At 57.2% G+C, this 20,447-nt stretch carries 12 protein-coding genes; 11 read left to right on the top strand and 1 reads right to left on the bottom strand.

Translation table 11 applies throughout. The features are described 5' to 3' along the window. The first annotated feature begins 98 nt into the window (after positions 1-98). The 5 genes from AC1RQK_RS14105 to AC1RQK_RS14085 all read left to right on the top strand — a co-directional run bounded on the left by AC1RQK_RS14105 (position 99) and on the right by AC1RQK_RS14085 (position 6,323). Positions 99-1,406 carry an NtaA/DmoA family FMN-dependent monooxygenase gene (locus tag AC1RQK_RS14105; RefSeq protein WP_492809419.1) on the top strand — a complete coding sequence of 436 codons (1,308 nt, stop codon included), beginning with the start codon at positions 99-101 and terminating at the stop codon, positions 1,404-1,406. A gap of 14 nt (positions 1,407-1,420) precedes the next feature. Then, entirely contained in the window at positions 1,421-3,403 is a 1,983-nt protein-coding gene (locus AC1RQK_RS14100) for a primary-amine oxidase (protein WP_492809418.1), read from the top strand. Positions 3,404-3,641: 238 nt separating this feature from the next. Then, positions 3,642-4,145 (top strand): flavin reductase family protein, encoded by a 504-nt coding sequence (locus tag AC1RQK_RS14095; protein WP_492809417.1) that lies wholly within the window; start codon positions 3,642-3,644, stop codon positions 4,143-4,145. Beyond that, a complete protein-coding gene (locus tag AC1RQK_RS14090; protein WP_492809416.1) occupies positions 4,142-4,681 on the top strand; it encodes a hypothetical protein in 540 nt (179 codons plus the stop codon). The genes AC1RQK_RS14095 and AC1RQK_RS14090 overlap by 4 nt, the downstream gene beginning before the upstream one ends. Before the next feature lie 199 nt (positions 4,682-4,880). Continuing rightward, complete coding sequence (locus AC1RQK_RS14085; RefSeq protein WP_492809415.1) at positions 4,881-6,323, top strand: MFS transporter; 1,443 nt, start codon at positions 4,881-4,883, stop codon at positions 6,321-6,323. A gap of 67 nt (positions 6,324-6,390) precedes the next feature. Here AC1RQK_RS14085 and AC1RQK_RS14080 read toward each other — a convergent pair whose 3' ends face one another. Continuing rightward, positions 6,391-6,972, bottom strand: a complete 582-nt coding sequence (locus tag AC1RQK_RS14080; RefSeq protein ID WP_492809414.1) for a TetR/AcrR family transcriptional regulator — start codon at positions 6,970-6,972, stop codon at positions 6,391-6,393. Between the two features lie 647 nt (positions 6,973-7,619). Between AC1RQK_RS14080 and ribB the strand changes: the two genes are divergently transcribed. The 6 genes from ribB (at position 7,620) to AC1RQK_RS14050 (ending at position 19,420) form a co-directional block, all read left to right on the top strand. Further along, positions 7,620-8,687: a 3,4-dihydroxy-2-butanone-4-phosphate synthase gene (ribB, locus tag AC1RQK_RS14075; protein WP_492809413.1), complete on the top strand. Its 1,068-nt coding sequence runs from the start codon at positions 7,620-7,622 to the stop codon at positions 8,685-8,687. A 908-nt stretch (positions 8,688-9,595) separates the two neighbouring features. Further along, positions 9,596-11,089: a DUF1329 domain-containing protein gene (locus tag AC1RQK_RS14070; protein WP_492809412.1), complete on the top strand. Its 1,494-nt coding sequence runs from the start codon at positions 9,596-9,598 to the stop codon at positions 11,087-11,089. Between the two features lie 65 nt (positions 11,090-11,154). Beyond that, positions 11,155-12,981: a DUF1302 domain-containing protein gene (locus tag AC1RQK_RS14065; RefSeq protein ID WP_492809411.1), complete on the top strand. Its 1,827-nt coding sequence runs from the start codon at positions 11,155-11,157 to the stop codon at positions 12,979-12,981. Between the two features lie 145 nt (positions 12,982-13,126). Further along, positions 13,127-15,523 carry an efflux RND transporter permease subunit gene (locus AC1RQK_RS14060; protein WP_492809410.1) on the top strand — a complete coding sequence of 799 codons (2,397 nt, stop codon included), beginning with the start codon at positions 13,127-13,129 and terminating at the stop codon, positions 15,521-15,523. A gap of 15 nt (positions 15,524-15,538) precedes the next feature. Continuing rightward, positions 15,539-16,528 carry a WD40/YVTN/BNR-like repeat-containing protein gene (locus AC1RQK_RS14055; protein WP_492809409.1) on the top strand — a complete coding sequence of 330 codons (990 nt, stop codon included), beginning with the start codon at positions 15,539-15,541 and terminating at the stop codon, positions 16,526-16,528. A 468-nt stretch (positions 16,529-16,996) separates the two neighbouring features. Further along, positions 16,997-19,420, top strand: a complete 2,424-nt coding sequence (locus tag AC1RQK_RS14050; RefSeq protein WP_492809408.1) for a TonB-dependent receptor — start codon at positions 16,997-16,999, stop codon at positions 19,418-19,420. The last annotated feature ends 1,027 nt before the right edge of the window (positions 19,421-20,447 follow it).

Below are 20,447 nucleotides of genomic sequence, written 5' to 3'. Positions count from 1 at the left end.
TCCCGGAGAACGGCCTGCTAGCGTCGCTAACCGCCGGCGAGTCCATCATTCAATGCCTCTCGCCGGCTGCAAGAACGCAAACACTCAGAGAAGCACATATGTCACACAAAAAATTTAATCTCGGTTTCTTCGCATCCTTCGGCCCACCGTCCTGGCAGGCCACCAGCGATCGGCTCAACGGTGATGGATGGTGGGATGGAAAATTCTACGTCGAGCTTGCTCAGAAGCTGGAAGCTGCAAAGTTCGATTTCATTTTTTTTGAAGACACCTCGACAGTCTCAAGCCAGGTCGGTGGCAAGATGGATATCGATCTGCGCTTCAACATCTATTCTCCAAAGCATGATCCGTTGGCGCTGCTGCCGCTGCTGGCGGGCGCAACGAAACACATCGGCCTCGTCGCCACGGCATCGACAACTTTCTATCCCCCCTTTATCCTCGCCCGCCAGCTCTCGACGGTCGATAGCCTGTCCGGAGGGCGCGTGGGTTGGAATGTCGTGACATCTGGGGAGACAACGGCCGCTCAAAACTTCAGCATGGAGGATCTGCCCCCGCACCAGGTGCGCTATGAAATGGCCGACGAGTTTCTGGATGTGACGAAGAAACTGTGGGCCGCATGGGAACCTGACGCGCTGGTTCGCGACATCGAGGCCAATACCTATGTGGATCCTTCGAAAGTCCGTGAGATCAACCACAAGGGAAAATACTACTCGGTACGTGGCCCGCTGAATGTCCTGCCGTCACCGCAAGGCCATCCCCTTATCGTGCAGGCCGGCTCCTCCGACCGGGGCCGGGATTTTGCCGCCAAGCACGCCGATCTCGTTTTCGCACCTGCCGAGGGCGGCTCGGCAGGTATGAAGGAGTATCGCAATGACATCAGGGCGAGAGCTGAGAAATTCGGACGAAATCCCGACGATGTCAAGATCATGTTTGCTTCGTTCCTGGATTTTCGTCCCGACGACGTCGATCCGTCAACTCCGCGGCGGTTGACCGACGCGCAGGTGGATTACGCACTGGCGTTTATGTCGGCGACCTTCAATCTCGATCTCTACCAATTTCCCTTGGATGAGCCATTTCCTTCGGATATTGCGCCGTCGGGCCATACCGGCATGTTCCAGGAATTCCAGAACCTGGGCCGACAAGGAATCAGCCTGCGAGAGGCCGTCATCCAGTTCATTGCGGGGGGTAGCACCGGATGGTATGGAACGCCCGAGGAAATCGCGCAGAGCATGATCGAAACCATGGATGAAGTTGGCGGCGACGGCGTAATGATTATCCATGGCAGCAAGCTCACGGGAACTTATCTCGACAACGTAGTCAACCGGCTGGTACCTGCCCTTCAGAAAGCTGGCGTAACACGAACGGAATATCGCGGAAAGTCCCTCAGGGAATCCCTTCACCTCATTTGATGATTACTGAAATCATGACGAAATCGAAAGACGATCAAATTGTGACAGATATCCCCAAACATCCGCTTGATACGCTGACAACCGCGGAGATTCGCCGTTTCAAGGAAATCGTCCACGAAGCGGAGATCGCCAGCGAAGCGAGTCGCTTCGGCTATGTCCTCCTGAGGGAGCCTCACAAGTCCGACGTCCTGAAGTTCAAGGCAGGCGATGTCGTCGCGCGCGAAGTATCGGCCGTGCTCTATGACACCGTGACGGGGAAACTCGAATACGTGTGTGCCGATGTCACGACAGGCAGCCTCGTTGAGCGCCGCGAGATCGACCAGGTGGCCGAAGGCACGGGCCCATTCCTTCTCGAGGATGTCATGGAGTCCGGGTCTATTGCCCTAGAGGACCCGTCGGTTCAGGAGGCGCTGCTCGCCCACGGGGTGACGGATTTAGAGCGAGTTCGCTGCCTGCCGCTCGCCGGTGGCACTTTCGGTTACGCGGATGAAGTTGGCATCCGTATCTCCCGTGTGGTTCCCTATTTGGCCCCGACGGCTGAATTTGGTACCTTGGCCAGTTTCTGGGGACACCCGATCGAAGGCCTGCGTGTGGACATCGATCTGACCCACCGCAAGGTCCTCCGTGTGATCGACACGGGTCCCTACGCCATTCCCACCGAGTCGGGTGAAATCCACACACCGGAATCGTTGCCTGCACCACGCGAAGGCCTCAAGCCGATCGTCATCTCGCAACCGGAGGGCGTGAGCTTCACGCTAGACGGCAACGAGATGAGTTGGCAGAACTGGAACTTCCGCATCGGATACAACGCCCGCGAAGGGCTAACCATCCACCAGGTCTCCTATGAGGACAAGGGCACGAAGCGTCCCATCCTCTACCGCGCATCCGTGGCGGAAATGGTGGTTAACTACGGCGACTTCTCGCCGACCCGGGGCTGGATCAACTACTTCGATGCAGGCGAGTACCAGTTCGGGCGCTTCGCCAACTCCCTGAAGCTGGGCTGCGACTGTCTTGGCGAAATTGTCTACAAGGATGTCGTCTTTGCCGATGATCTGGGCCAACCAGTTGTGGTCCCAAATGGGATCTGCATCCATGAAGAAGACTACGGCGTGTTGTGGAAGCATACTGACCCGTTCGACCACAGCCATAGCGACGTCCGTCGACAGCGTCGCCTGGTCGTCTCGTGTTTCCTGACCGCAGGCAACTATGACTACGGCTTCTACTGGCACTTCTACCTCGACGGCAAGATTGAGCTCGAAGTGAAGGCCAATGGCCTAGTCGTCACAGCCGGCGCTCGCGACAGCGATCCGCATCCGGCGCCCCTGGTAGCACCGGGCCTAGCCGGTACCGCCCACCAGCACCTCTTCAGCCTAAGGCTAGATACAACCATCGACGGAACGCGCAACTCGGTTGATGAAATCGAGGCGAAGCCCATCGAGATGGATCGCACCCAGCCCATCTGGGGCGGCGCTTTCGAGCGCAACATCACTCGCCTAAGGACTGAAGGCGAGGCTCAGCGTATCACGGCCAACGAGAAAGGGAGAATCTGGAGAATATCCAGCAGCGAGACAAAAAACCGGCTCGGCCAGGCACCATCGTATGTGTTGCACACTGCCGGCAATCCGCTGCTGCTGTCCAGCCCCGATGCGCGAATCACCCAGCGAGCGAAGTTCGCCACAAAGAGCCTGTGGGTCACGAAGTACCGGCGCGACGAAAACTGGCCGGCTGGCTATCTTGTAAACCAGAGTCCCGGAGGCACGGGCCTGCCGCAGTATGCGGCGCGCAATGAGTCTGTCGAAGATGAGGACATCGTGGTCTGGCACACATTCGGCCTCACCCATTTTCCCCGCTCCGAGGACTGGCCCGTCATGCCGGTAGACCATGCCAAAGTCGCCCTGCTCCCGTCCGGCTTCTTCGAGCGCAATCCCACCCTCGACGTGCCCCCGACAGAGGCAGCGCATTGCTCGCCCAAGAAGGACTGTAGCCACGGCAAGTGACCTGCAGGAGCGTTCTCGTCCGGCGGTGTTTCCTGCCGGCGCGCCGCAGCGCCTCGTCGTGCGAAATTGCGCGGTTAGGCACTGCGGACTGGGCCCGCCCGTAAATGCAAAACCCTATCCAGTCACCACACGTGAAGCACGTATTGGTGGTGCCGCATCCTGCAATTGCGACCCGCCGCCGGTCTTCATTTCCCGAGTCCTTTGCGTTCACGGGAACTCGATAAGGAGTAAACGAAGTATGATAACCGCACCTTGTATCTCTGACGAGGTCGCTCTGCGAAAGGCGTTCGCCCAATACCCATCCGGTCTGGCAGCGCTCGCTGCACACGTGGATGGCGTGGACCACGTTCTTCTTGTCGCCACCTTCAGCGTAGGAATCTCCCTCGCTCCGCCCCTGGTCTCCTGCGCAGTCCAGCGTCAATCCACCACATGGCCGCTGCTACGCGCAGCCAGGACGATAGGTGTCTCGATTCTTGCTGCCGATCAGGGAACTATCTGTCGGCAGCTTGCAAGCAGGGACAAGGACGCACGCTGGACCGGCGTCGACATCGAGAGGACGTATTCGGGATCGGTCTTCATCAAGAATGCCGCGCTGTCGTTCGAATGTGCCATCCATGCCGAACATCCCGCAGGCGATCACGAGGTCGTTCTACTCGAAGTGCAATCGATTCGCACCGCCACCGAATTGGAGCCGCTGGTGTTCCACGGGTCGCGGTTCCGGTCTCTGGAAGCCGCAGCATGAACACGATGCCCGCAATTCCCATGCTACTCGTCATGATCTGCGCATCCTCATGTGCCTTGCTGGACAAATGCCGGACGGTGGCCAGCATCGTGTGCGCCTTCGTGATGGTCATCGGCATGATCGACGCAGCTTACACGCATGTTATGCCACTGTCCTTCGTGGCCATTCTGATCGTCGGGACTGGAGTCTGGGCCGGCGTGGCCGGATGGCCGGGTCAAGCTGTCTATGATCCGGCGCTGCGGGTTTTCCGAACGGTTGCCTCCGTTGCGATGGCCGGACTGATCTTACGCCACCAAGAAGCGATGAACACGGCCGACACCCTGCAGCAGCAGCACCACCATCACCATCAGATGGCTCTTCTGTCGGTTGGTGATAATGCCTGGGCGATTGTCCTGCCTTCGACTGCGCTGCTGGTCGCCGGCATAGTCCTTACGGCCGTGGTCTTGCGATCCCGACCACAGAACACCCTCGCGGAAAACGTGGCGGCTTTCGAGCCGCTGCTCATGGGACTGTCCCTAGTGCTCATGGCTGCCTGAAGGACTCATGGGAGCGTCCCCGACGATCGTCATCGCGCTCGCGGGGCTGCCGATCTCCCCCCCTCGAACATACCCTGCGCCCGGCATAGACCGACCGTGCTTGGCCCCCCACGCTCGTACGAGTTTTTCCAAGCAGCCTAGCACTGGCCGTCCCAGCGAGCCCCTTCTTCCTCCTCTCTCGATCCTAACAGGAGTATAGATGTCTCACGTTGCCGCCTTTCCGTCATCCACAAGGATACCCGCACGCTATCGCTATCGATGGCTGGTGTTCGTAGTCATGCTCGCTGGCGAGGTCATGGACGTTCTGGATGCGACCATCATCAACGTTGCCGGCCCCGCGCTCGAGCACGACTTCAGCGCCAGCTCGACTCAACTGCAGTGGGCAATCGGCGGATATGCCCTTGCCATGGGCGCTGGGCTCGTCGTCGGGGGCCGGCTCGGCGACATCTACGGCCGGCGCCAGATGTTCCTGACAGCCCTGACGGCTTTCGCGCTAGCATCGATTCTGTGCGCGGCCGCGCCAACCATTGACTTGCTCATTGCGGGCCGCTTCCTGCAAGGCACCGCGGGCGCCTTGCTGCTGCCGCAGGGATTCGCGCTACTGCGAGAGGTGTTCGAGCCGGATGAGCTTCCGAAGGCGTTAGCGATCTTTGGACCTGTGCTAGGCGTGGCCGCAGTCGCAGGGCCCGTGATCGGGGGCGGCATTGTCCAGGCCAATCTTTTCGGACTCGGCTGGCGATTCGCGCTCGCGGTCAACGTGCCGATCGCGTTGGTCGCGCTCGCGATCGGGTGGCGCTTCTTGCCCCAGGAACGCACGCAGGCACACACTGGCGACATCGATATCGCTGGCGCCCTGCTCATCGCGACGGCATCAGGGATGCTTGTGCTGCCGCTCATCCAGGGGCAGGACACCGGCTGGCCGTTGTGGACTTGGGCAAGCCTGGCCGCAGCAGGCGTAGGCCTATTTGCGTTCACTCTCCAGCAGCGCGCTCGCCTGCGCCGTGGCCGCGTCCCGCTTGTCGAGCCGGGAATCTTCGCAAAGCCCGCGTTCACTGGCGGGATAGCTGCGATGGCACTGTTCTTCTCAGCATTCATGGGCGCGCAACTCGTGCTCACGCTGTTTCTCCAACTCGGGCACGGCTTTACCCCAGGCCAATCCGGACTCGCCGCACTGCCGCTCGCAATCGGAACCCTCGTCGGCTCAGCGCTCGCCGGTGGATTTTTGCTGGAGCGCATCGGTAAGCGGGTGCTACAGATTGGCGCATTGCTCCAGATCGCCGCCGCCGTCTGGCTATGGCTCACTTTGGCCAACAGTCCTTTTGAATTGCAACGGCTGATACCAGCGCTCACGCTCTCAGGCGTGGGCGGCGGGATGATCATCGCATCGCTCATCACAATTGTCATCAGCGCAGTAGACAGCAATGAGGCCGGCTCCGGGGCCGGCACGCTCGCCGCCGTCCAGTCAGTCTCCTCCGCGGCCGGTATTGCGGCACTAGGTGGGCTGTTCTTTGCTCGGCTTGGTGTTGATGACCCGGCGGGAGGTTACCAACTCGCAGTCGGATTGCAGGTACTGCTACTAGTAGGGTTTCTGACTGTCACTGCCGCCCTTCCCGCGCATCTGCGGCGAGCACCTTTGCTGTGAGTATCTCCATATTAGTACCCAATTCCCATTCTCCTCGCTGGATATTTAATAAAGGATATGATTTGCTTCAACTAACGTGGCATAGGGAATAGCTGGAAATGATCTGATTCAGTGCTTCGATCTGCTGATTCGTTCGAGAGCGCTGACTCTCATCTTCTCGAAATACTACGGATTGAAAGACAATGCCATCGACTGCTGCCATGATGATCTCGATAAGTCCCTCATCGTAAGCAATGCGCGAAGCACCAAGCACCTCACGAGATATCTCCCGATACGATTCTTGATGCCTCGCGACCAGCACAGAAAGTTTTGGTCGGAGACGGGCGGCGATGAATACTTCCACTTGAAATTGCGCAATTTCTGGCTGTTCCAGCATGTCACTGAAGATGGCCTCGAGAAAATCCGAGACCGAATGCGATTCCTTTGCAGATTTTCGCGATTTATTCATGCAGTACTCAAGCGCACTATCTACCACCTCATGAACAGATCTGAAATGATGCTGCAGTGCTCCACTGGTAACGCCGGCTTCAGAGGCCAGAGACCGATTCGTCAACTTACCAAGCCCTTCTCGAGCGACCAAACGAATCGCAGCTTCAATCAAAGCTTGTTTTCCTTCTCCATATGCGGGTTTACCGCTTGCACTTCGCATATCCAAAAATCTCCAATTAAACTCGATACCGTAACCTGAAAAAGGCTCGCCTGAATGGACATCGGCTCACCACTTGATCTTCTCCAACTAAGCCAGATGAAAATCTGGCAGATCAGCTCCGACCCGGTGCATTCTTCATGGGGTGTAAAAAGCTCCTTCTTTGTCCCGTGGCGCTCCCTCCTTGGCCGAGGCCGATGTGAGGTTGATATCTCAACCCCTCTCCCCCAAACTATCGAGGCAGCGCGATGCATAGATTAATCATTATCTACGCGAAACAGCGAGATCTTGGCACAAATTGGAGCATATGACGAATATGAAAACCGGCACCTGTCACCAAGTGGAAGTACACCGGAGGCGCGATTTGGTGCCGCGGGCTAGCTTGCATTCCTTTACGACCGTCAGCGGGCAGCGGGCAGCGGTTGGAATTATGCATTGAGTTCACTTCCTGTAGTTAATGGGTTGCTAGCTTCATTATGGAAAAAAATGCATGCAGGTCATGCCAATCGCGCAAACGTCCTGCGCTATCGCCCGTCCCTTAAATGCGCACGACAGGCGAGACGCTACCAAGACCGCACGGAAGGAAAGTCCGTAGCACCTGAGAGGTGCTTGCTTTGTCGACACGCGGTTGACTATCCAGGAGTTATGACATGAGCGTCCCCCACAACATCAACTCTGCAGGCGTGGCTATCTCGCCAGCCGAAGAGATTATCGCCGACATCCGCGCCGGCCGCATGGTGATCCTGGTCGACGAAGAAAACCGCGAAAACGAGGGCGATCTCATCATCGCCGCCGACCATATCACGCCGCAGGCGATCAATTTTATGGCACGCCACGCGCGCGGCCTGATCTGCCTGAACCTCTCGCGCGAGATGTGCGAGCGCCTGCGCTTGCCGCCCATGACCCAGCGCGACAGCGCCAGGCACAGGACCGCCTTCACCGTTTCGATCGAGGCCGCGGAGGGTGTTACCACCGGCATCTCGGCTGCGGATCGCGCGCGCACCGTGCAGGTGGCGGTGGCCCCCGACGCGCGTGCGGAGGACCTCGTCCAACCCGGGCACGTCTTTCCGCTGCAGGCGGTAGATGGGGGCGTGCTGATTCGAGCTGGCCATACCGAGGCCGGCTCCGACCTGGCGCACTTGGCTGGCTGCAGCCCGGCCGCCGTCATTTGCGAGGTAATGAATGAGGACGGCACAATGGCGCGCCTGCCGGATCTATGTCAGTTCGCAGCCCATCATGGCCTAAAGATCGGTACCATCGCCGGCCTCATCGAGTACCGCAGTCTCCGTGAGTCGCTTATCAAGCGAATTGGGGGCCGCACACTGCAGACCCACTGGGGTCAATTCGTGGGCCACGTCTACCGAGATCAGCCTGGCAAGGGCATGCACCTGGCGCTGGTGCATGGTTGTTGGAAAGCCGATGACGTTGTGCCTGTAGCCCTACACGAATCGCTGTCTGTCGTCGACTTGCTTGAAGTCAACCAGTCCACGCCCCCCGGGAGTCTGGACCGCAGCCTGGCTCGTATCGTTGAGCATGGTTGCGGAGTCGCCGTTCTACTCAATTGTGGCGAATCCGCCGACCAGCTGCTGGCGCAGTTCGAGGGCACGGAGCGAATCGCCCACCGGGCAGTACGCCGGCGGATGGACTTTCGCACGTACCTGGCTGGCGCACAGATTTTGCACGAATGTGGCATCAACTGCAGACAGCTCATCCAATAGGGCATTCATCAGTAATCGGCGATCCGGCAGCATTTCGCTCTCAAGCGGCATCTCCTATGCGCCTCCCCTATCGCCAGCACCTCGCCTCAGTTTTCCTCCGCATAGCATCGTTTCACCGAACTTGCCATGAACTCGCCAACTGCATCATGAGCCTTCGTCGCCCCCCGGCCGGCCCTGCGTCCATCTTTCGTTGAATTGACGGAGCCGCGATATGCTCCGCCTTAACGCCAGCAGTGTCGCAGCAATCGGGAATCAGCTCGCGCCTCATGACCAATGCCCACGACGCGCGCAGCCTCACACTGCTGTATGAGGCCTTCTCGCAGACCTCTTCGGTTGGATTGAAGCAGTGTGGATGAAGTACATGCGCAGCGGGCGCTCCATTCCGATTGGCGGATCCCGCACAGATTGCTCTTGGAGCCGCAGCTGACTAGTTATTCCGGGCCTCCGGCGTCTTGCGCTAGACGTTCGCCAGCGCGCGCGCACAGTAGGTCCCGATCTTATCAGTCGATTCGTTATTCTCATGCGCCCCCATGCGCACCCGTTTCCAATATTTTGGACCGTTTCCGGTCTTCCTGATTCAACACATTCCCCCGTTGACAACAAAAAACGGGCCTGGTTATCACTCCGCAGAACACTCCCGATGTGCACCAGGAAGACCTACTGGAGCACTAACGCCATGCGTTCCGCACCAAAAGGCAGCCATGCTCGACCTGAAAAACACTGAACTCATTGAAAACTCGTGGATATCGGCCTGGCACGCATTTCGCTAGCATTCCAACAATCAAACATTTCACATGAAATGTTTGATTGCACATTAATTCTGGGCGATCGATCGAGTACATCACACGATGTGTCATATGGCGGAACACTCGTCGAGGATCCATTCATCTTATTTAGCTACCATCACCATGAAAAACGCCAAAATATGTCGGATTGCGACGGATAATAAAAAATATTATAGTGATTATATTAATTCGGATGAAACAAATATCAGAGAAAATGTCAAATTAAATACAAAAAAAATCTTCAAGCATGTATTTATGAGGACCATATTAGTCGGAGCAGCAGGCGCACTGGTATTTTCTGTGTCATCCATGGCTGCAGACAACACAACGCTCGGACACGATTTAACCCCGATGGGCGGGGAACGAGCTGGAAACAGTTCTGGAACGATCCCAGAATGGACAGGTGGAATGCCCACCCCGAGCGGTTGGACAGTGGGCGCAGATCGGGCCAAGTACTCCCCGTTCAAGAACGAAAAGCCCCTATTTTCGATTGACACATCGAACGTCGATAAATACGCAGAGCACCTGACGCCAGGGCAGCAACTTCAAATCAAGCAAAACAAGGGCTATCGGATGGATGTTTATCCGACCCATCGGACCTGTGCAGTGCCGGATTTTGTAGCGGCGAATACCGCAAAGAACGTCGGTCAGGCGAAGATCGCGTCAGACGGTACGTCACTCGCGATTGCCAATTTGCCAGGTGTGCCGTTCCCTAAGCCGTCGAGTGGTATCGAAGCAGTCTGGAACTTTCTCACCCGCTATCAAGGTGTGGGCATGAACGCGCCTAGCCAGATGACCTACATTTCTCCGCGTATGGGTAGTTCGGACCCTGTCATTGTAGCCGGACCAGCGAAGGCGTACTTTCCTTGGGCAGCCAAAGGCACAGCAACTCCAAGCAGCGTGAATGACGTCTACTCCGCGACGTGGGTCGGAACGGATACGCCGGCTGCGCTTGCCGGTCAGGGCTTTACGCAAACGCTGTCATTCAGCAAGTCTCCGGACTCCTTCTTCTATTTCGTTGGCCAACGCCGGGTACGACGCATGCCGACCTACGATCACGATGCACCGCTGATTGGGTATGAAAATCAGTATCTGAATGATCAGGTATCCATCTTCAACGGGAACCCGGATCGTTACGACTGGAAAATCGTTGGAAAAAGGGAAATCTACGTTCCCTATAACACCTTTGCGATCTACAACGACAACGCGAAGATCAGCAGTCTTATGGGGCCAAATTCGGTGAATCCAGACGCTCGCAGATATGAGCTACATCGCGTCCTGGAGATAGCGGGTACGGTCAAGTCCGGCATGCGGAATATCAGTGCAAAACGTACCCTGTATCTCGATGAGGATAGTTGGATTGCGCTTGCCGGCGACTCATACGATTCGGCCGGGAAAATCTGGAAGGTCGCCGAGGAACATCCCATTCCCGTCTGGGAGATCGGTGCCTGCGCTGCGACCGTGCTCATGCAATATGACACCGCAACCGGGCGCTATCTCGTTGATGGTAGGCCTGTAGATGGGAAGGCCATAACCTGGTTCCAGGATGGAAAGGGAGCTCAGTTCGATATGTCATTTTATTCCCCTGACGCACTTCAGGCGCGCAGTGAACGATAAGGACTTTTGTTCTAGGAGACCGGCGCACCTAGTCGCGCCCCACGAAGTATTTCAGGGAAATTCGTATGAAAACCCGGGTAAATGCTCTAACCGTAGTTGTATTTTTTGCAGTTCTGGCAACACAGATAAAAAATGTACACGCTTATGATTTTTCAACGGGATTTGAAGATCTAAAGGGATCGTGGGTATCCAATTTGACTGCTGGTGCAGGTATTCGGACCAAGAGCCCCAGTTGCTCACTTACTGGCGATCCCAATTCTGGCTCGTGCGGGGCTGCGGCAAACATTGGTCAGTGGAGCTCTGGTGACGACGGAGATTTAAACTATCGCAAGGGAAAGCCGTTCAGCACTTACACAAGCGCAACCAGCGAACTTCTCATGACAATGCCGAGCAACGGACTAAAGTTCATGGTCCGCGGCACAGCCATGTACGATTTCCTTGCGGGAGATACAGATCGGACATCGCTTTCGAGTTCGGCCAAAGCACAAACTGTGTATAACGCGCAGCTCTTGGATCTGTGGGCTCAAAAAGACTTTTCGTTGGCGGGTAACCCGGCTCACTTTCGCCTTGGCAATCAGGTAGTTAATTGGGGCGAGAGCTATTTCGCCTCCGGTGGCATCAATGCGACCAATTCGGTTGACATCCAGAAATTGTTGATTCCGGGTACGCAGCTTAAGACAGCATTGATTCCGGCCCCAATGCTGAGCTTCGCATCCGGTCTTCCGAACGGATTCAGTACCGAGGTGTACTACCAGTTTGGCTGGAACAGCAATCGGATTCCTGCGGTGGGTTCATATTGGTCAACTTTGGATATATTGGGGCGCGGCGCCGGACCGTCTACGATCAACACGAACAACGGCAACCTTGGGGGTCTGGACGGCGCGACGATAGCCGGGGGCCGTAGCGGTAATGCGTCTACCGTATCAGGCATCAACTCTGGGCTGGTCAACGGGCTTTATGCTGGCGCGCCTTACTACTCGCTCGGGATCCCGGTCGGCACCGCCCTTCCCGCGAAATACCGACCTCAATACGGTGTGAAGGTGGGTTACCGTCCGCGCAGTGTGGATGTGATGTTCGGTTTCTATTACGAAAATTACACGGACAAAAATCCGGTCGTGCAAGCTCTTTCGAACGGATCGGCACAGTTTTCCTACCTCGAAGATCGGCAACTCTTCGGCGTCAGCGCCAATTTCTCACTGGGCGACTGGGCTATCGGGACAGAGCTGTCTTACAGGCCACGCGATGCAGTATCTCTCTCAGGCTGTTATGGGGCGGGTGGTCCCCTTGATGCAAATACGAACGGGGTCTCTGGGGCCTGCCAGCAGTGGGTCGACAAAAAGAAGTTTCAGTACGCTATCAATGGCCAGTTGAGTCTTACGCCGAGTAACTACCCTTTCCTTAATCTGATCGCTGCCAATACCGCCACGTTCACGGCCGAATTGACCTGGATCTATTACCCCGGAGTCAGCACACGAGGTATCACGCGAACTCCCAATGGTACAACTGTGCAACAGGTACCGGCGGCAGGGTACTACACGTGGCTTAACAATAGCTCGGGTTCGGGGTATGCGATCGTTGCCGAGAAGGGTACCTCGAGCTCGGTCGGGGCAACGGTCGACTTCAACGTGACCTACGACGGTAGCTTGATTCCAGGATGGCAGGTGACGCCAGGGGTGACATTCACCGATGCCGTGTACGGCTATACGCCAACGGCCAGCGCCAACTATTTGCAAGGCGCGAAGTCCGTGAACGTCTACATATTGTTCAATCAAAATCCAACGCTATGGCAGGCAGGTGTTAACTTTACCGCATTCTTTGGCGGGCATCAGACCGTTGGGCAAGCGTATGCAGACCGGAACTTCGTCGGGGTGTTCGCTACGCGAAACTTCTAAGACGTTGCAACTACTTTTGGATCCGGGTTCCGGATAGACAACGATGCGTCCCGGAGACCCTCCGCTGGCAGAACAATGTGACAAGGTCCGTCCGCAGCAGTGGCATGAGACGGGCGCCCCCGCAACTTAAAGTGCAGGCTATATCATGCAAACAGGTAACCGCCACAGCGGCGCCACAGGCTTTATCAACACTTCACTACAGTACGTTGAGCGGTTCATCTTCAAGCATCGGACGCTGATCCTGGTGTCACTAATGGTGTTCACCGTCATCATGGGATTCTTCGCATCGAAGCTACGAATTGATGCGGGCTTCGAGAAGCAGATGCCAGTTGGCCACGAGTACATCAAGATCTTCAATCGATACAAGAGCGACGCCACTGGCGCGAATCGTCTTACTGTGGTTGTGAAAGCTAAGCATGGCACAATCTGGAATGACGATGCCTTGGGTCGCCTCTACAGCGTGACGCAAGCGGTCATCGCGTTGCCTAATGTGACACGACCTAGCGTTCAATCGTTGTGGACGCCCAATTCTTTTGTCAATCTGATAACGGAGGATGGATTTCGCGCAGATCCGCTCATACCGTCGACGGTCACGCCGGATCGGCTTGACGATAGCGTGATTAGAAGCATCCAACAGGCCGCGAGCCAGGGAGGCTTCATTGGTAGCCTCATCTCACGGGATCAGTCGAGCGCGATGATCGTCGCCGATCTGAACGAATATGATGCAAGCGGAAACAAGCTGGATTACGTCGCGTTCAATCGCGTGCTCGAAGAGCAGGTTCGCAAGCCCTTTGAGGACGCGAACTATGAGATCCAGATTATTGGGTTCGCGAAGCAGATCGGTGACATCGCGGACGGGGCAAAAGGCGTGCTAGCCTTTTGTGGAATAGCACTGCTGCTCACTGCGGCTGCGGTCTATTGGTACTGTCGCTCGGTACGCTTGACGCTGTTGCCTGTTTTCTGTTCGCTGACGTCACTTGTCTGGCAATTCGGGACACTGCATTTGCTCCAATACGGTCTCGATCCGTTGGCCATTCTGGTGCCGTTCCTTGTGTTCGCGATCGGTGTCTCGCATGGCGTCCAGCAGATCAACCACATCGTCCGGGAACTCTCGCATGGCAAATCGACGGAAGCCGCAGCGAGATCCAGCTTCACGGGTCTGCTGATTCCTGGCACCCTCGCGCTCGTAACCGCGTTTGTGTCGTTTATCACGTTGGCGCTTATTCCAATTCCGATGGTGCGGGAGTTGGCCATCGCCGCGTCAATCGGGGTCGGATATAAGATCCTCACCAATCTGGTCATGCTGCCGCTGGCCGCCTCGAGGCTCAAATTTTCGCAGACATATGCGTTAAGCGCCATGCGTACCAGAGAGTCACGCGCAAAGTGGCTCAAGCAAATTGCCCGTGTTGCGGAGCCTCGGAATGCGGCGTTTACCCTCGTCGCAGTCTCGATCGTGTTCGGGCTGGCAGTCTGGCAGAGTCAGGGGCGCGTAATTGGCACGGTGGAGCCTGGCGCCCCAGAACTTCGCGCCGACGCACGATTCAATCGAGATGCAGTCTCGATTACGAACAACTACAACACCGGGCTTGATTGGCTGACCGTATTTTTCGTTGCGCCTGCCGATTCGTGCGGAAATCCCGCGCTCGGGTTGTATCAGGATCGATTCGTCAGCCGTATGCGTCATGTCAAAGATGTGATTTCGGTGGACAGCTACTCGACCATGCTGCGCACATACAACGAGGGCTACAACGAAGGCAACCCGAAGATGTACGTGATTCCCGTCGACCCGGAAAACTATGGTGCACTCTCGGCTGAGATTGGGCGCGCTAACGGATACATGCGAAAGGATTGCAGCATGATCGCAGCGAACCTGTACCTCAGTGACCATAAGACAACGACGATCAACCGCGTGATCGACGAGGTCAGGCATTTCAGTGAAGCCGATAAGGTGGAGGGGGTGCAGGTTGCCCTTGCAGGCGGAAACGCGGGTGTTCTTGCCGCAGTCAACGACGAAGTCGAGCGGAGCGAACTGCCGATGATGCTGTACGTGTATGCGGCGATCGTCGTCCTCGTCTTTGGAGTTTATCGCGACTTTAGGGCCGTGATTGCATGCTGCTTGCCGCTGACAGTTGGAACCTTCATCGGTTATTGGTTCATGAAAGAACTAAAAATCGGATTGACTGTGGCAACCTTGCCGGTGATGGTGCTCGCGGTAGGTATCGGTGTCGACTACGCCTTCTATATATACAACCGCTTGCAGCGGCATCTGGCCGATGGTCAATCGATCACTAAAGCGACGGAGCATGCCATGCTCGAGGTTGGCGTAGCCACGGTGTTTACGGCGATCACAATGGCGGTCGGGGTAGCGACATGGTCGCTCTCCGCGCTTAAGTTTCAGGCTGACATGGGTAAGTTGCTCGCGTTTATGTTTATGGTCAATCTCGTGATGGCGATGACCGCGTTGCCGGCGCTGGCGGTGTGGCTTGAGCGGCTGTTCCCGCGCAAATCCCCCGTTAGGGCGCTTGGATTGTTTGAGCATTAAGTAGAAAGGACGACTATGCAGCTAAAGAACCTTTTAAAATCTGGCATCGCGGCCGCGTTCACCCTCCTTAGCCTCGCCGGTGTGGCGAGATCTGAGCAGGGGAACACACTGGTTAAAGTTCACTCTGCAGTGCCGGATCCCTACGCATCCAGCGAGATGCTGCTGGCACAAGGTGTGGCTGGTGAACGGATTGTGGCGGTTGGAAACAACGGCGTCATCCTATTGTCGGATGACAGCGGGAAAAGCTATCGTCAAGCGAAGCGTGTCCCGACCGATACCACCCTGACTTCGGTTGCGTTTGTGGACGCGCGCCTAGGTTGGGCTGCAGGGCACTGGGGCACCATTCTCCATACGGAGGACGGCGGTGAAACCTGGGAGACGCAACGAAGCGATACGAACATCGATCGGCCGTTGTTTTCTATTTACTTTAGCGACAGCAAGCATGGCATTGCCGTCGGACTGTGGTCGCTTTTGCTGACGACAAACGATGGAGGCGCCACGTGGCAGGCAGGGACATTGCCGCCTCTCCCTGACAATGGCCGGGCAGATAAAAACCTGTTTTCCATTTTCGCGAGCCAGCGAGGGACGGCATTCATTGCCGCCGAGCACGGATTCGTATTGCGCTCCGAGGATCATGGCGCCACATGGACCTATGTCAACACGGGCTACAAGGGATCCTTATGGAGCGGGATCGCGCTGAGCGACGGTGGTTTGCTGGTCGGCGGACTGCGAGGCTCGCTCTATCGAAGCGACGACGATGGCCAATCATGGAAGGCCGTCGAAACCGGCACTCATAGTTCGTTGACAGGGATCGCTGAAGCGGGCGGGCACGTAGTTGCCGTAGGTCTAGACGGGGTGATCCTACAGAGTAAGGACTACGGGCGTAGTTTCACCGCGACGCAGCGTGAAGACCGCTTGGCGATGACGTCCGCGATTTTCCAAGGCAAGAATCTGGTGGTGGTATCCAAGTCGGGCATCGTTGCGCGCCAGCCCATGGCACAGTAGTGGTTAGTGGCAAACGACGCAACTAACTAATGGATGGTTGAAAAACCTCCCGCGGCCATCATCCGAGCGGGAGGGAAACGCTGAGACGAAACATCGAGCAATACTGAGGCAGAAGAATTCTGCGGAGTGGTTGGCCACACCGAGTCAATGTTTTCGGTGTCGAAGCAATAGTGTACGTACCCTTTGTCCTTCGGCCACACCTCAGGCAGCTTGCTTTCGCGCGGCCGGTGCTGCAGCGGGATGCAATCGCCCCCAACCCGGGCATTCTTCGCACGATAGCCCGAGTGCTGCACTTGGCATGACCTGCTTCGCCTGACAACGTGCGTGCCCACGCAACATGGCGGACTATCGGTTCGCCTCCATACTGCCAAGAGAACCATGAATACGATTCCTCGCGTCGGCGCCGCAGATGCCGGCTTGTATATCAACTTGCGTTACGACCGAGATCGACTCCAAGTAGATTCACCTATGCCCACAATGATCTCCCGCGATTGGGCCGCACTACGCGAAGCTGCATCTATTGCCCTTCGCAGCCTGCTTTCCATAGCCATCCTGGGGGCCTCCGGCGCTCACGCCCAGACGCCAGTCGTGACGGCCACGCTCGCCACGGACAAAGGCATAGCGGATAGTACGCCGGGTGAAAGGAGCCTGCCAATTGCCCAGGTCACAGAGACCCGTTCTTTCGCCGAGAAGTACGAACTGCCGCAAACGACCGAAAGCATCACGGCCCGGCAGGCTTCTGAGACCATCAACGTCATGGCCACGGAAGACATGCTAAAGTACCTACCTGATGTGCTGGTTCGCAAACGCTTTATCGGCGACACCCAATCGCCGATGGCCACGCGCACGACGGGCATCAATGCCAGCGCGCGCAGCCTGATCTATGCCAACGGCGTCCTGCTATCGACCCTGATCAACAACAATAACGGCAATGGGTCACCCCAGTGGTTCATGGTGGCGCCGCAGCAAGTCGATCGCATCGACGTGATGTACGGCCCCTTCTCCGCCGCCTACCCCGGCAACTCATATGGCGCCGTGACGGAAATCACCACACGGATGCCGAAGGCCTTCGAAGGCAGCCTGGAATTCACGGGCGCCCTGCAGCATTTCGGCAAATACGGCACCGGCGAGAACGAGCCGGCCCAGCAATACAGCGCTACACTGGGCGACCGCGTGGGCGGGCTGTCGTGGTGGTTCAATGCCAACCACCTCAACAGCTTCAGCCAGCCTCTCAGCTTTGGTACGGTCAGCCAGTCGACGATCCCGGCCAGCGCCGGGCTGCCGGTCATCACGGGCGCCATCGCGGACCGCAACCGCACGGGCAACGCGATCCAGGTGATCGGCGCGGGCAACTTCGTCCACACATTGCAGGACAACGCTGCCGTCAAGCTAGCCTATGACTTCACGCCAACACTGAGCGCTGCCTACACGCTGGGCTACTGGCAGAACAGCTCGAAGGCAAACGCCCAGACCTACCTGAGCACCGCCGCCGGCACGCCCTTCTATGGCGCCCAGAGCGGCAGCGTCAGTATCGGCGGGTTCGCATACAACGCCAACACCATCGCCGGCCAGTTCTCGAGCAATAACATTGAGCAACAGCACTTGATGCAGAGCCTGAAGGTGGAAACCCACACGAAGGGACTGTTCGACTGGGAGATGACCCTGAGCAATCTCTACTATCTCCGGGACCTGAGCCGCCTTTCCACCGGACTCTACCCAGGCGCGCAGAGCGGCGGCCCCGGCCGCGCCACCGACATGAGCGGGACCGGATGGACCACGGTTGATCTCAAGGGAACCTGGCGGCCGCAGGGCGCCGCGGGGGCGAACATCGTCAGCTTTGGCGCGCACTACGATCAGTTCAGGCTCGCCAGCCCTACGTACACGACGACGAACTGGACATCGGGAAGCAGCGGCCCGCTGTTCAGCAACTCGCTCGGCAAGACACAGACCAGCGCGCTGTGGTTGCAGGACGTCTGGCGCGTGGCGCCTACCGTGCAAGCCACGCTGGGCGGCCGCTACGAATGGTGGCGCGCGTACGACGGTTTCAATTTCTCGACGGGCAGCAATGGCGTGGGGGTGCCGATCAACCAGCCTGGCGTGGACAAGGCGGCCTTCTCTCCCAAGGCGTCGGTCACCTGGGACGCGACCGAGATCTGGTCGGTCACCGGCTCGTTCGGCAAGGCGTATCGGTTCCCCACCGTCGGCGAACTGTATCAATCCATCCAGACCGGCACGACCTTTGTCCAGGCGAATCCCTTCCTGGAGCCCGAGCATGTCATGTCCGGCGAACTGGCTGTCGAGCACCACAACAGCAACGGCAAGATGCGTCTCTCGGTATTTAACGAGTATGTGTCGAACGCCCTGATCTCGCAAACGTCGACGGTCCCCGGCTTTGCCACGCCGGTCTCCTTTACACAGAACGTGGGCAAAACACGCCAGGTCGGCTTGGAACTGGCAGGCCAGCAAGACAACGTGCTGATCCACGGACTGTCGTTCTCGGGCAATGTGACATACGTCGACTCACGCATACTGTCCAACGACAGTTATGTCCCCACCATTCCGGGCGCGACATCGGTCGGCAAGCGAGTCCCATACGTGCCTGCGTGGCGTAGCACCCTGGCTGTAACGTACCGGCCGGACAACAAATGGGCCTACACCCTGGCAGCGCGCTACAGCAGTCGCGTCTATGCGACGGTCGACAACACGGATATCAACCCCGCCACCTATCAGGGCTTCGAGAGCTTCTTCGTCATGGACGCGCGGGTACGCTACCAGTTCGACAAGCACTGGAGCGGTGCGCTGGGCGTGGACAACCTCAACAACCGCATGTATTCCCTGTTCCACCCGTTCCCGCGGCGTACGTTCTACCTGGCCATGAAATACGCGCTGTAGGCGACAGTCACCTCGACGATGGCGGCCGGGCATGAGCCACCGCAAGCGTGTTGGCATCCGCGACGATGCGGCATAGACGATCGTCCCGAGCGCCTGCACTCTCCGCTGGACGTGATGGTGGCTTGCTTGTGCCAGTATCTGGTCGACCCGGTCAGTCTGTGCCACCTCAAGCAGGTGATGGTCACGCGCGGCATCGCACTAGATCCTTCAACGGTACACCGCGGGACGATCAAGCTACTGCCAGCACTAAACAAGGTGCTGAACCGACGACAGCCGCCAGTGGGCAAAAGTTTGCGCGCCGATCTTCATTCGACTGTTCAAATACCTGAATCACACCATCAAGCAGGATCATCGGAGCCAATCACGCGAATGGTCGGTCAACTGCAGCGATTGCGTCTACACGGCTTACCATCTGCCGTCACAACAGCATCACCACAGGCCAGCGGGGCGCGGGGAATCCACCTGCACCAAGCATCCACATCTTGCGCCCCGCACGGTGAACTACGGTCTAGTACTGACACAGTGCACCATAATATTTCATTTAAAATAAATTAAAACAGATTTAATTAATTTTAAATTCATGATCCGAAGTTTTGCGACCAGTTCCTAGTTGTTCCACATGACAATCAGACGACATCGTTGCAAATACCGCACACATACAAAAATAAAAGATCGAAATTCCTTCGCATCGCCGATAATGCTGCATAGCACAAGACTAAACACTTGTGCATGCCGCCCTCGAAACGCTGCAGCCCGCTGTGTCGCAAGCACAAAAGTAGTGCATTGACCAAAACGGCCTTTCGGAATTCGACGATGTTGGCACCACATTCAGTTGTGATGTTGCGATGTCATTTGACCGCAGTCGGCTGTTCTATCGCGGATCCACAGCACGGAAAGTTCGAAGCGCGACCGTATATGCGAGGCCCCGCTCCCTTCGATTCACCTGCCCCAAAGGGCAATGGATCTTTCAGCCCGCGCCTTCCTTTAGTCCAATTCTTTTCGATCGTTGTGCCACAGGAGCTACCGT

The organism is Cupriavidus sp. GW822-FHT02D05 (assembly GCF_058802485.1).
The sequence above is the reverse complement of the archived record's forward strand: the minus strand, read 5'-3'. Positions and strand labels throughout refer to the sequence as shown.

Excerpts from the sequence above, each read along its gene's own strand:
- AC1RQK_RS14090 (WP_492809416.1), top strand. The coding sequence starts at position 4,142 with ATGAACACGATGCCCGCAATTCCCATGCTACTCGTCATGATCTGCGCA.
- AC1RQK_RS14100 (WP_492809418.1), top strand. The coding sequence starts at position 1,421 with ATGACGAAATCGAAAGACGATCAAATTGTGACAGATATCCCCAAACAT.
- AC1RQK_RS14065 (WP_492809411.1), top strand. The coding sequence starts at position 11,155 with ATGAAAACCCGGGTAAATGCTCTAACCGTAGTTGTATTTTTTGCAGTT.
- AC1RQK_RS14085 (WP_492809415.1), top strand. The coding sequence starts at position 4,881 with ATGTCTCACGTTGCCGCCTTTCCGTCATCCACAAGGATACCCGCACGC.
- AC1RQK_RS14050 (WP_492809408.1), top strand. The coding sequence starts at position 16,997 with ATGCCCACAATGATCTCCCGCGATTGGGCCGCACTACGCGAAGCTGCA.
- AC1RQK_RS14070 (WP_492809412.1), top strand. The coding sequence starts at position 9,596 with ATGAAAAACGCCAAAATATGTCGGATTGCGACGGATAATAAAAAATAT.
- ribB (WP_492809413.1), top strand. The coding sequence starts at position 7,620 with ATGAGCGTCCCCCACAACATCAACTCTGCAGGCGTGGCTATCTCGCCA.
- AC1RQK_RS14060 (WP_492809410.1), top strand. The coding sequence starts at position 13,127 with ATGCAAACAGGTAACCGCCACAGCGGCGCCACAGGCTTTATCAACACT.
- AC1RQK_RS14095 (WP_492809417.1), top strand. The coding sequence starts at position 3,642 with ATGATAACCGCACCTTGTATCTCTGACGAGGTCGCTCTGCGAAAGGCG.
- AC1RQK_RS14080 (WP_492809414.1), bottom strand. The coding sequence starts at position 6,972 with ATGCGAAGTGCAAGCGGTAAACCCGCATATGGAGAAGGAAAACAAGCT.
- AC1RQK_RS14105 (WP_492809419.1), top strand. The coding sequence starts at position 99 with ATGTCACACAAAAAATTTAATCTCGGTTTCTTCGCATCCTTCGGCCCA.
- AC1RQK_RS14055 (WP_492809409.1), top strand. The coding sequence starts at position 15,539 with ATGCAGCTAAAGAACCTTTTAAAATCTGGCATCGCGGCCGCGTTCACC.